This window comes from Rhodococcus sp. IEGM 1306 (assembly GCF_036541985.1).
GTDB classification, from domain to species: domain Bacteria; phylum Actinomycetota; class Actinomycetes; order Mycobacteriales; family Mycobacteriaceae; genus Rhodococcus_F; species Rhodococcus_F qingshengii.
The window spans coordinates 566,683-579,873 of record NZ_JAZHFF010000004.1 but is presented as its reverse complement, the minus strand read 5'-3'; the positions used below and the strand labels follow the sequence as shown (position 1 = coordinate 579,873).

The 13,191-nt window shown below is 62.0% G+C and carries 8 protein-coding genes; 1 reads left to right on the top strand and 7 read right to left on the bottom strand.

What is annotated here, in order from left to right; translation table 11 throughout:
• Positions 1–31: 31 nt before the first annotated feature.
• The 3 genes from V3587_RS15305 to V3587_RS15295 form a co-directional block, all read right to left on the bottom strand.
• The gene (locus V3587_RS15305) at positions 32–1,396 is read right to left on the bottom strand and encodes an outer membrane protein assembly factor BamB family protein (protein WP_283376685.1); all 1,365 of its coding nucleotides are present in this window, start codon (positions 1,394–1,396) and stop codon (positions 32–34) included.
• Positions 1,393–2,832 carry a hypothetical protein gene (locus V3587_RS15300; protein WP_283376686.1) on the bottom strand — a complete coding sequence of 480 codons (1,440 nt, stop codon included), beginning with the start codon at positions 2,830–2,832 and terminating at the stop codon, positions 1,393–1,395. Before V3587_RS15300 ends, V3587_RS15305 begins: the two co-directional genes overlap by 4 nt.
• A gap of 183 nt (positions 2,833–3,015) precedes the next feature.
• Positions 3,016–5,262, bottom strand: a complete 2,247-nt coding sequence (locus tag V3587_RS15295; protein ID WP_200317672.1) for an MMPL family transporter — start codon at positions 5,260–5,262, stop codon at positions 3,016–3,018.
• 224 nt (positions 5,263–5,486) lie between these two features.
• Between V3587_RS15295 and V3587_RS15290 the strand changes: the two genes are divergently transcribed.
• Positions 5,487–6,935 carry a hypothetical protein gene (locus V3587_RS15290; RefSeq protein WP_283376687.1) on the top strand — a complete coding sequence of 483 codons (1,449 nt, stop codon included), beginning with the start codon at positions 5,487–5,489 and terminating at the stop codon, positions 6,933–6,935.
• Positions 6,936–6,989: 54 nt separating this feature from the next.
• Here the strand turns inward: V3587_RS15290 and V3587_RS15285 are convergent, their stop codons facing one another.
• From V3587_RS15285 to V3587_RS15270, 4 genes are all read right to left on the bottom strand, one after another.
• Positions 6,990–8,102, bottom strand: coding sequence for an NDMA-dependent alcohol dehydrogenase (locus tag V3587_RS15285; protein WP_019744235.1), 1,113 nt, complete (start codon positions 8,100–8,102; stop codon positions 6,990–6,992).
• 47 nt (positions 8,103–8,149) lie between these two features.
• Positions 8,150–9,649, bottom strand: a complete 1,500-nt coding sequence (locus tag V3587_RS15280; protein WP_124569666.1) for an aldehyde dehydrogenase family protein — start codon at positions 9,647–9,649, stop codon at positions 8,150–8,152.
• Positions 9,650–9,757: 108 nt separating this feature from the next.
• Positions 9,758–11,425, bottom strand: coding sequence for a sigma-54-dependent Fis family transcriptional regulator (locus V3587_RS15275; RefSeq protein WP_283376688.1), 1,668 nt, complete (start codon positions 11,423–11,425; stop codon positions 9,758–9,760).
• Positions 11,426–11,429: 4 nt separating this feature from the next.
• Complete coding sequence (locus tag V3587_RS15270) at positions 11,430–13,067, bottom strand: AMP-binding protein (protein ID WP_283376689.1); 1,638 nt, start codon at positions 13,065–13,067, stop codon at positions 11,430–11,432.
• Positions 13,068–13,191 lie beyond the last annotated feature (124 nt).

The following is a 13,191-nucleotide window of genomic DNA, read 5'->3' as shown; positions in this document are numbered from 1 at the left end:
CTCCTCACCACAGATTCGCAGCCACCGAATTTCACGACAGTTTCAACGCTGTGATTCGATCTTCGCTCGAGCGCAACAGCACCTTGTCCCCGGCCCACAGCTCCCGCGGCATCGCCCAGGGGGTGAACTCGTCGTCCCCGTCCCGCTCCACTTGAACCTCCCAACTCCGTTGGCCGGTCCTGACATCTGTTCCGTAGACGTTGCCGTCGTCGACGACGACATCCCCGTGCCAAACGATCTCTCCGGCGCGCTCGGCGTTCGATCGCCACAGGACCTCACCGGTGAAGAGGTCCACGAACTGGACCTCGGGCTCGGAACCGGAACGAGTCACGGCGACCACGTTGCCGATCACCGCCAACGACTGCGCGGCATCGAACACCTCGCTGTTGGTCCATAGTTTCTCGCCAGATTTCCGGTCGAAACCACTGTGTCCCAATATAATCGGAGTCGATCCTCCCGCGGGATCATCTCGGCTGTACCGCCCCCCGAAATACGAGGACTCCGAGGGGAGTTCGTCCGTCCTGGCGAACTCGCGCCGGTGCGGATCGAGCGCGTACTCACTTGTCGGACGGCCGTTGCCTTCGCAACCGCCATCCGACACCAAGGTCACGCCGTCAGACGATGTGTGCGCGGTCGAGCAGGTGGAGTAACCGTGTACCCAGCGCTGTTCGCCCGTCTTCAGATCGAATCCCAGAGACTCGTCGAGAGTGATCACACCCAGATCACCGTGAACTGACATCATACGATCGACGTATCCGTCTTCCCACGATCCACCGATGTCGAACGCCTTGGACCAGTTCGCTTCCGGATCGTCGACCGTTCCGCTGTGCACGCGAACGTCGTTGCTCTCGATATCACCTTCGAGCGCGAGGACTGTGTCACCCGAGACAACCGCAATGATCGGCGCCCACGGCGTCTTGATGTCTCGTCGCTCTCCAGTCTCGATGTCGAACAGCAAGTACGAACCACCGGATACGTACGGCCCGGAGAAACACAGCAACGAGTCGCCGAGCAAGGTTTCGGAACAACCACCGATGTCGACCGCCGACGTGCGCCAACGGACAGCGCCGTCCTCGGCGTCCAATCCGACCAATTCCGCGTCGTCCAACGAATACGCCTGACGATCAGGCATACCGATCATCGTGACCACGAGTGATCCGGCGTCGATGAATCCGCCCATGTCCATGTTGAATTCGGTTCCAACAAGTGGGCTCCGAAATATCGCGAACTCGCGCCCGAGAATCTCGGAGGCCTCGACGCTCCATAGCGGCGACGAGATCGCTGTCGGTTCGGAACTCGTCGACGTGACCACTGTGGCAACGGCAGCGGTGACGGTGACTACGGCTACGGCGGCTGCGATCCGAAGGCGCGTCTTCGGGGAGAATCTGGTGGTCATCGAATCTCCAGGCCGTCGATCGTCGCGAGAAACTCCAACTGCTCGAACGTCATCGGATCGTTCGGGATCGCAGCCGACGACGAAACCGAGACTTGGGTCCCATTCGGGCGGGTGACGACCACCGACCTGCTCGTTTCCTGCGTCGATTCTGCTTTCGAGCCGTCATTTGTCATGGGCACGGTCGCGTAGTGCCGTTCGTCTCGCTCGATCACGGATCCATCCGGTCGCGTCACCACCTCCAAGGGGTGCCCGTCGTAGGAAGGGTCGTATTTGTTGGGCTCCGTGGGGAGTGGTTGTCCGCCGGTAATTGTCATGTTGAGCGTCGCCTCGCTGTCTCCCGTCCGAGTGTGAAATCTCTGACATGCGGTGGACTTGTCATTCTCCGCGACCGTCAGGGTGCCCGGTCCGGCGTCCAGAATCGGAAAACCCGGAGGTACAGCGCGCCATCTGATCTCGAGTACGGCGTTGAGACGTTCGATTGTCGCGCGATCGAGTTCGGCCCCGTCGCCGGAATCTCGAGGGATTCCGTGGCACTCTGGCGAAAGCGGTGCAGTGCCCGGGGGAACAGGCGTCGTGATCAGCAGTTGTGGCATGGCGACAAGGGTTGCAAGTTCGTCGAGCGTCAGTGGCACCACGCCGGAACTCTCGGCGTCCCTACCTCCGTCGTTGTTCGTGTCGTTGACATACGCCTGAATCCGGGTCCCGTCGGCGCCGTACAACATTGCCGACCGATTAAGGGTGCGTACACCATTGGTTTCGGTCCACGTATCCTGCAGATCCACCACAGACTGGTCGGCCAGCACCCGACGTTCGACGAGCGACCCCGCGACACACGATGGGATCTGATCAGAACTCGAGTGCAGCATCAGGCTGAGCGCGCCGATCTTCCCGTCCCGAATCAGCGTCCCGGACGCTGTGGTGGACGCCAACTCCTCGAGCGAGAATCCCTCGGGCAGCCCATCTGTGTTCGAAGGTGCAGAGATCGGCCCGAACTGCAGCGAATTACCCGGGCTGGCGAACTTCAGCTCGACATCTTTCGGGAGCGCCTGTTTGACCGCGTCGGACATCGCGGCTGACTTGGCGCTCGAGAACCACGGAAAGCGCGGATCGTCGTACGTGTCAGAACCGTCCAGAATGTAGGAGAAGAACGAATCCTCCTCTGGCGCTTCGACACTCTCACAACCTGGAATGGTTGTCGGGTACACCGCGCTCGGCGTGACGTACGAGAATTCAGGCACGTCCTCCGGCGCCATCTCGTCCGGTGTGGACGTCATGCTGATCGACGAAGACGAAGCAACCGAGATGTCATCGGACGGCGAACTGCTCCAACGATCCACCAGCCCGGCAACCACTGTCCCACCGGCGATCAGGGAGACGACCGTCAGCGCGAAGGTCCACTTCTCGGCCCGACTCGAATCGGTTTGCTCCTTCGACACGTACCCTCGCAGTCACCGTCACGGCTCGCCCCGGATGCGCGTCGCCTCTGGAAGTCCTGTCGCGATCACAGCGATTTTTGTTACCAACCGGATGGTTTCCTATTGCGCTCGCGCCGTATGAACACACATGAACGGGGTGCCAGTTGCTGTGCAACCGGCACCCCGTTCTGACGACCTGAGTGCTTACACCCTCACCGGCACCTGATTCGGGTCTGGATCGGAATCCGGATCCTGCTCGATCGGAATCCGCCGAATCGCTTCACCCTCGATGTCGACGTTCGGCAGGATCTTGTCGAGCCACGCGGGCAACTTCCACGCCGAATCACCGAGGATCGACATGACCGCAGGAATCACGATCATGCGGATGATGAAGGCGTCGAAGAAGACTGCCGCCGCGAGGCCGAAGCCCATCATCTTGCTTGTCGTCTCCGAGGACAGCATGAATGCACCGAAGACGGAGATCATGATGATGGCCGCCGACGCGACCACGCGGGCGCCATGGGTGTAGCCGGAGATGATGGCGTCCTTGGCCGACAATCCGTGCACGTATTCCTCGCGCATTCGCGTCACGAGGAACACTTGATAGTCCATCGCCAACCCGAAAACCACACCGATCATGAAGATCGGCAGGAACGAGATGATGGGTTGTGTGTGCTCGATCAGCCCGAAGTCGCCCTCCTGGAAAATGGCCACCGTGGCGCCGAAGGTCGCGCAGACGGAGAACAGGAATCCGAGAGTTGCGGTCAGCGGCACCAAGATCGAGCGGAAGACGACCATCATGATGATGAACGCCAGCCCGACCACCACGATGAGATACGGGATGAGCGCGGAACTGAGCTTCGACGACATGTCGGCAACGATCGCGGTTTGACCCGCTACACCGAGTTCTGCGCCTTCCGACTTCACCGTCGATCCGTAATCCCGGATCTGATTCATCAGCTCGTGGGTTTCGGGACCGCTCGGCGACATCTGTGGGGTGACCGCGATGAGCGCAGAGTTGGCGCCCGCCATCGGGTTTGCCGCGTCGGGTCCGTTTCCGACCCACATCAACTGATCCGGCGTTGCGACGTTGTCGAGGCCCTTGATGTGCGCGACAGTGCCTTCGGCAATCGCGGTGATGTCGGTGCCGTCCGGAGCGTCGAGCACGACGAACAATTCGCCGTTGACGCCTTCACCGAACCCACGTTGCAGCAGGGCAAGTGCCGGTCGCTCTTCGTCCTGAGTGAACGAGAGTCCGAGTTCGAGCTTCGTCATCGGAATAGCCGCGATCACCAGAAGCACCAGCGCAGCACCCGCGATCGGCCACGGGTACTTGGTGACTATCTTGGCCCAGCGATGCCCGTTGGATTCCATCGTCTCGGGCTCGTCACCGTGGCGCAGCCCGGGGATACGAGGCGAGAACGCGAACCGACCGAAGATACCCAGAACCGCTGGGATCAATGTGATTGCGCCGAGCACAGCGATGATGACGGCAACCGCTGCCGAGATTCCCATCTGCGTGATCATCGGAACCCCGACCACCGCCAGGGCTGCCAGCGCAACCACCACTGTCAGGCCTGCGAATACGACAGACGAACCGGCAGTACCTACTGCCCGCCCGGCTGCCGCTTCCCTGGTTCCACCCAGGTTGAGCTCACTGCGGTAGCGCGACACGATGAACAACGCGTAGTCGATCGAGACTGCGATGCCGATCATCGTGACGATTCCCGTGACGCCTTCGTTGATGTCGAAGAAGCCCGAGCCGAGTGTGACCGTCAGAGTGGCCAGCGCAATTCCCAGAATTGCAGTGAACAACGGAATGAAGGCCGCGATGAGGGCGCCGAACGCCACGATCATCACGATGAACGCCACCGCGAAGCCGAGCATCTCCGACAGGCCGCCCGCGGCCTGCACCTGCATCATCGAACCGGTTCCTTCGACTTGCAGGCCACCGGAGCGGAATTTTGCCATCAAATCGAGAAACGCAGTCTTGTTGGCCTGCGTCTGATCCTCGATGCGAATCGACTGATTGAGCTGGATCAGCCCGACCTTGCCGTTGTCGCCGAGAACGGCTGACGCCACCGCTGGATTGGCCTCCGCGAGAGTGACCGGATTGACGATCTTCTCGGGATCGACGATGTCCGGCAACGTCTTCGCCTGCGCGATCAACTGGTCGATCTGATCGCTGTGTGCGGCAAGTCCGTCGTCTGCCGCGATGAGAATGCTGGTCGACGCCTGAGTTTGCTGCTCCGCTGCAGCTGCAAAGTTCTCGTTCATCAACTCGGTCGCACGCTGCGAATCGGTGCCCGGAAGATTGAATTCCTTGGAGAACGTCGGATTTGTGGCGCTGATAGCGCCCCCCACCACCGCGATAACGATAATCCACGCGGCCACCACAAGATACTTGTGGCGGAAAGCAAACTTCCCCAACCTGTAAAGATACGTAGCCAACGTAGGCCTCTCTCGCCGTGGACTGGTCTGTCCGAAGAACACGGAGTCTTTCGGTGCCAAGGTCATACGGTACGGACCGATCGGCCCGTTGGCACCCGGTATATCTGCGAAAACGGCATATCCGGCGCGCTCTCCTTCTCCTTTTCAGACCGCTCGGTACCGTGGACACGACACGGGCAGGCGCCTCACCAGAGCAGACGTCGCGCAGCACGAAAGGCAATCCCATGAATCACGGCCAGGCCGTCGATCGCGCTCTCCTCCTTGCCGGCCAACGGCGACTCGACGCGCTCGGCCCACGATTGACCGGATCGCCTGCACACCACGCGGTAGTGGAAGAAGTCGCGAGCGAACTGACCGAACTGGGCCTCGAAGTCCGGCGTGATTCACATACTTTCGAACGTTGGGATCTACCGGCGACATCTGACGGACTTCGCATCGAATTGCCGACGGGGCCGATCAATGTTTCGTCTGCATTCCCCTACTCCGGATTGACCGGACCACAGGGAATCTCCGCTCCTCTGGTCTACGTCAGCGCGCGACGCCCCAAATGGTCCGCGGCCAAAGGCGCGATCGCAGTGATCGAGGTCCCGCATATCGATCTTCCCCGCAAGCTCCTGGTCAGCGAGTGGGGTCCGATCGCCACCGACGAGACTCTTCGAAATCCGGTTCTCTCCGCAACTCTTCTGGGCCCGAAACTCGACAAGGCTCGCAAGGCCGGAGTGCTCGGCGTGATCGCAGTGTGGCGTGACATTGCTCCGGACAACGCGCTGGGACAATATCTTCCGTTCACGCAGCCGTACCACGACATCCCCGCCGTCTGGGTGGCCGGCGACGAGGGCAGGAAGGTTGTCGCTGCAGCGCGTTCCGGCCAGCGGGCGACTCTGGTTCTGGATGCAACTCTGCATCCAGGCACCCGGACCGACACCGTGTGGGCGGTATCCCCGGGGACATCACCGGAAGAGACAATTCTGCTCATCACTCACAGCGACGGAACCAACGGCGTCGAGGAGAACGGGCATCTGGGAATGTTGGCCTTGGCGCGGCACGCCGTCGCGCAGCCGCATCGACGGTCGTACGTTTTCGTCCTGACGACCGGCCACCTTCGAATTCCGGCGGTGTCCAACCACGGGCAGGCAACGTCCACCTGGCTCGAAGCGCACCCCGAGATGTGGAAGGGCGAAGCCGGTCAGGCGCGAGCAGTGGCCGGGATCGCGATCGAACACCTCGGTGCACTGGGCGATACCGAAGACACCTCGACCGGCAGCTATGCCTTGGAGACCAGTCCGGAGCCGGAACTGCTCTACGCAACAAGTCGGGAAGTACACGACATCGTTGCACCACTGTGGCGCGACATCGGAGCGGGCGATCGCCGAATCGTGGCGCCAGGACCGGTCATTCACTTCGGTGAGGGTGAACCACTGTTCGAGCGGAAGATACCGGCAGTCGCCTTGGTGACGGCGCCGCAGTACCTACTCGCTCTGCGTGATGCCGGCGCCGTCACGCACGTCGATCTCGACGCGATGGTCAAGCAGGTCGAAAGCTTCCGCGATCTACTCGACGCGTTCGACGCAACCGACACCGCGGCTTTCGGCCCGGTGGTCTCGCGTTCGGTGTTCGCGAAGTTCTCGGCACTACTTCAGTTGATGCAGATTTTGTCGAAAGCCAAGAAATAGCGCTGTGCGCCTTTATTAACCGCCCGCGGTTTATAAAGGCGCACAGCAGTTGTCCTACTTGTCGTGAATGATCACGCCACGGATGTTCTTGCCGTCACGCAGATCCTGGTAGCCCTGGTTGACGTCTTCAAGGCTGTAGGTATTGGTGATCAGTTCGTCGAGCTTGAGCTGACCGGCATCGTAGAGACGGAGCAGACGCACGATGTCGTACTGCGGATTCATGGATCCGAACAGCGTGCCCTTGATCGTCTTCTGATTCAGCGTCAGATCGGTTCCCGACACGTGAACAGTCAGCTTGGCCGGATCGGCGAGACCTGTGATCACCACGGTGCCGCCCTTGCCGATCACTGCTGTCGCTGCACTGACCACGTCCTCGTCGACGGTGCCGACAAGGATGAGCGCAGCGTCGGCGCCCTGTCCCCAGGTCAGCTCGTTTACCTTGGCAGCAGCGCTCTCGGCATCCGCAAAGGCATGCGTGGCACCGAACTTGAGTGCGGTCTCACGCTTGAGCGCAACCGGGTCGACCACCACGACGTACTTGCAGCCTGCCGAAACGGCGCCCTGAACGGCGTTGATGCCGAGGCCACCGATGCCGTAGATCACCGCGGTGTCGCCGGCGCGGAGGTTACCGGCGTTGACGGCCGTTCCCCAACCCGACGGCACGCCGCAGCCGACCACCACTGCAGTCTCCAACGGAAGCCAGTCGTCGATCTTGACTACCGAGTGCTGGGAAATGGTCGCTCGCTCGGAGAACGTTCCGAGCATGCACATTCCGCCGAAATCCATTCCGTTGCCGTGGAAACGGAAGGACCCGTCCGTCATGGAACCTTCGAGGATGGTGGCACCCATGTCGCACAGGTTCTGGCGACCGGTCGAGCAGTAGCGACAGGTGCCGCAGTTGGGAATGAAGCTGCACACGACGTGGTCGCCCGGCTTGACCTTCGTGACGCCGGGTCCGACCTCTTCGATGATGCCCGAGCCTTCATGTCCGCCGACGATCGGGTAACGCGGCGGGAGATCACCGTCGGTCAGGTGCAGATCCGAATGGCACAGTCCGGCAGCGGTGTACTTGATCAGTACCTCACCCACGCCCGGGCCGTCGAGGTCGAGTTCCATGATCTCGAAAGGCTTTCCGGGCTCGAGCAGTACAGCAGCTTTGGTCTTCACTGGTGATCTCCTTGATTGTCGGACGAGAGAATGAGCGATGGGGTCGGTCAGAGGGCGATGTTGACGGCCTTGGTCTGGGTGTAGAGATCGATGGCTGAAGCGCCGAGCTCGCGGCCCCAACCCGACTGCTTGTATCCGCCGAAGGGCATTGCGGTGTCGAATCCGTTGTACTGATTGATCCACACCGAGCCGGCCTTCAGACGCTTTGCCGTGCGGTGGGCCTTGGAAATGTCCCGGGTCCAGATGCCGGCGGCAAGGCCGTAGATGGAATCGTTTGCGGCAGTGATCGGTCCGTCGTCCGCGTTGAACGGCAGCGCCGCCACGACGGGTCCGAAGATCTCCTCCTGAACGATGGAGAATTCGGGCTTGACGTCGACGAAGACGGTGGGCTCGACGAAGTAGCCCTGATCGCCCCAGCGGTTACCACCGGTGAGTGCGCGTGCGCCGTCGGCGATTCCCTCACGCAGGTAGCCGGTCACCTTGTCGAACTGCTCCTGCGAGACCAGCGGTCCGAGCTGGGTGGTGGGATCGAGACCGGGTCCGATCTTGACCTGGCTCGCTGCGTGGGCGACAGCCTCGGTGAACTTCTCGAAGATGGTGTCCTCGACGTACAGGCGTGTGCCCGCAACGCAGCACTGTCCATGGTTGAACAGCCAGGCGTTGAGCGAACCCTCCACCGCGGAATCGAAATCCGCGTCGGCGAACACGATGTTGGGGCTCTTCCCACCGAGTTCGAGCGTGACCTTCTTCAGATTGCCCTTGGCGGCGTCCACGATCTTCTTGCCCACCTCGGTGGAACCGGTGAACGCGACCTTGTCCACGTCGTCGTGGCCGGACAGTGCAGCGCCAGCATCGCCGAAGCCGGGAACGATGTTGACGACGCCCGGCGGGAAGCCGGCTTCTTCGAAGACCTCTGCGAGAAGGAGCGCGGTGAGCGGGGTCTGCTCGGCGGGCTTGAGGATCACCGTGTTGCCGGCAGCGAGAGCGGGTGCGAGTTTCCACGACGACATCAGCAGCGGGAAGTTCCACGGCACGATCAGTCCGCAGACGCCGATGGCCTCACGGAGCGTGTAGGCGTGGAACTCGCCTCCCGGCGAGAATGGCATCGACACGTTGACGGTGCTGCCTTCGATCTTGGTGGCCCAGCCTGCGTAGTAGCGGAAAACGTCTGCGGCCCAAGCAACGTCGACGGCAGTGGCGATGGCAACGGACTTGCCGTTGTCGAGAGCTTCGAGCTGGCCGAATTCCTCGGCGCGGGCGGTGAGAATGTCGCCGACACGCCAGATCATCCGCTCGCGCTCGTTTGCCTTCATACGTGACCAGGGGCCGTCTTCGAAGGCTGTGCGAGCGGCGCGCACCGCGCGGTCGATGTCTTCGGCTTGCCCGTGCGCCACGTCTGCGAGCTTCTGTCCGTCAGCCGGGTTGTACGTCGCGAAGGTCTGCCCCGAAGCGGCGTCGACGAATTCGCCGCCGATGTATAGCTTCTTCGGTCCGTTCAGGAAACCCTGTACCGCGGAACTGATGGTGTGTTCGGCTACTGCCGTCATCGGAAACTCCCCTGAAGTAGTGAGGTGCGAATGTGATGCACGCCATACTTCCGCGCTTCCAGGGGTGCTAACTGTCCGAACTTTGTACAACTGGAATCGGACAGAAAATTACACAGTGATATCGAGAGCCCGCATGCGTGTGTAGAGAGTGCTTCGGCTGATTCCGAGCTGCGCCGACGCGTGAACCTTGTTGCCGCCGCAGTCTTTCAACGCTCCGATGATCGCCTGACGCTCGGCCTTCTCCCGCCCGGCCAACCGCGACACCTTGGTGGTGGTGCGATAGTCCTCGGGCAGATCTGTGACGTCGATGCGATTGCTCGAGCGATCGCCGGAGGCGCGATGGAGTACGACGCGCAATTCGGCCAGATTGCCCGGCCAGCTGGCCGCCGCGAGCGCTTCGGCGGCGCTGGCGGTCAACCTCAGTTCGGGCGAGATCCCCTCCAACATCGCCTGCGCCAACTCGGCGATCTCGGCTTGTCTCTCGCGCAGTGGGCTGATGGCAATTCTGGAGGCACAACGCGAGATGAGCGACGCGATTGCCGGCGGTAGATCCGCGACCGCGCCGCTGGTCAGTACGATCCTCGGCCCCTCGGCGCTGGCATCGATCAGGTCTGCGACCAGCGGCAACACCGAGTCCGGAAGGAGTTGGACCTGTTCGATCACCACGACGCCCGAACGCTTACGAGCGGCTCGCACGAGATCGGTGACCCATTGCTCACGGCCGTCGAATGCGATTCGCGTGGCGTCGAGCCAACTCGCATCAACACTGCCGACGACGTCTGATGCTGCCGAGGTTCGGCCGGAACCCGCTTCACCCGAGATTGCCACGGCGGTAGAACCCGCCCGCGCTCGCAACAGGTCTCGACGCAGACGCTCGCCCGGAGACGGTGCACGCTCGTGAGTTCGGCGGATCGGTGCCCGTTCCCGCTGGAGCGGTTCGACCAGGAAGAGCGCACCGCCGTCGGCGCCGGAAATCCGGTCGGCTTGAACTCGCGCCAGCGCACCGGACGCCAATTCTACTGTCACCAATCGTGATTGGTCCGGGTTGAGGTCGGCAATCAAGGAACGCAGCGATACGTGGTCGGCGGTGTCGAGCAGATCCAAGGCGGTTCGGTTGCTCAGCAGGATGTCGTCACCGATGGCCGCGACGGCGATGTGGCGTTGATGTGACACTCGCTGAAACGCGTCGACCAACCGCTGCTCCGACGCTTTGGAGCCTTCGAGCAGCCGTTTCTCGATGTCTGCTGCCGCACGCGCAAGGAAGGGCGCGAACAGTGGGTTAGCCTGCGAGACAACGCCGGTCATGTCGAGAATGCCTTCGACGCGACGTGTGACGGGATGCAGGATCGGCTGGCCGTAGCAACTCAATCCCTTGAGGCTGTCGAGAAAATGCTCGTCACCGTGGATCACGACACTTCGTCCGACCTCGAGCGGCGTGCCGAGCGCATTGGTGCCGGCGTGCTCTTCACCGAAGCGTGAACCGTTGACAACACCCAACCGCTCGATCGTCCGCTCGACGCGGCTGTCGGAGTACACCGAGGCCACCACTCGGCAATCCCGATCGGCCAGCAGCACACAGAACCCGGTGCCCGCGATCTGTTGCGACACCTCGTCGAGCACGGGTGCGGCGGCCCGGAGTAGACGCGACTCGCCGTCCTGCTCCTCGGTGTCCACGGCGATTGCCGACGACGGATCGAGGCCACTGAGTCGAGAGCGCTTCCAGGAGAGCGCGATCTCGGGGCGTACCGGCTCACGCTCCCCTGGGTTCGCGGACATACTCTCAGGCCTGACCGATCAATTCGATCGCCTGTTCTCGCATTGCGATCTTGCGAACCTTGCCCGTGACTGTCATCGGGAACTCGTCCACGACATGGACGTAACGCGGAATCTTGTAGTGCGCGAGTTTGCCGGTGCAGAAGGCACGGACCGAATCGGCGTCCAGATCGTCTGCACCTTCGCGCATCTGGACCCACACCATCAATTCCTCGCCGTACTTAGCATCGGGCACACCGATGACCTGCGCGTCGAGAATGTCGGGGTGGGTGTAGAGGAACTCCTCGATCTCACGCGGATAGACGTTCTCACCACCGCGAATGACCATGTCCTTGATGCGTCCGGTGATGGCGACGTACCCCGCCCCGTCCATGACTCCGATGTCTCCGGTGTGCATCCACCTGGCAGCGTCGATCGCCTCGGCAGTCTTCTCCGGGTTCTCCCAGTAGCCGAGCATGACCGAGTAACCACGCGTGCACAGCTCACCAGGTTCGCCGCGCGGCACCGTCAATCCTGTTGCCGGATCGACGATCTTGATCTCGAGGTGCGGCCCCACCCGCCCGACCGTTTCGGTGCGTTGCGCGATCGAATCGTCGGAGCGAGTCTGCAGCGACACCGGCGACGTCTCCGTCATGCCGTAGCAGATGGACACCTCTGCCATGCCCATCCGATCGATGACCTGCTTCATCACCTCTACCGGGCAGGGCGAACCAGCCATGATGCCGGTACGAAGGCTCGACAGATCGAAGCTCTCGAAGTCCGGCAAAGCCAACTCTGCGATGAACATCGTCGGAACGCCGTAGAGAGATGTGCACTTTTCGGCCTGGACGGCTTCGAGCGAAGCGCGCGGATCGAATGCCGGGCCCGGAATGACCATGGCAGCACCGTGACTGGTGCACGCAAGATTGCCCATCACCATGCCGAAGCAGTGGTAGAACGGCACCGGGATGCACACCCGATCGATTTCGCTGTAGTGGCACAACTCGCCGACGAAGTAGCCGTTGTTGAGAATGTTGTGGTGGCTGAGCGTCGCACCCTTCGGGAAACCGGTAGTGCCCGAGGTGTATTGGATGTTGATCGCATCGTCCGCCGACAGCGCGGCCTGGGCAGCTGCAAGCGGAGCCGGATCGCTTGCCTGCGCCGCCAACCCGTCTGCAAGCACGGCGTCCCACTCGGGTGAGCCGAGCAAAAGCACCGAAGTCAGATCCGGGCACTGCGGCCGCACTGTCTCGATCATCGACGCGTAGTCCGAGGTCTTGAAGCTGGCCGCCGACACCAGGGTCGAGATTCCGGCCTGCTCGAGCACGTACTGCAACTCGTGCGAGCGGTATGCCGGGTTGATGTTGACCAGGATCGCCCCGATCTTTGCCGTCGCGTACTGCGTGAACGTCCATTCCGGGCCGTTGGGAGCCCAGATCCCCACCCGATCACCCTTCCCCACACCACGGGAAAGGAGTCCGGCAGCGAGCCCGTTCACCTGTTCGGCGAACTCTCGGTACGTCCATCGTCGACCGCTGGCATGGTCGATCAACGCATCACGGTCACCGTGCGCGGCAACCGTGCGATCCAGGTTGTCTCCGATGGTGTCGCCCAGCATCGGACCGTCCCATACTCCGGACGTATAGCTGGGCAGCGGCGTACTCATGTGTTCTGTCCTCTCCGGTTACCTGTTCAGGCACCTATGAGAGGGGCCGCCTCGGCGGACCCTCTCATCTACGAATTTACTCGATTCGGTGTGATGCACGACATACTTCCCGGTGCAGGGTGTC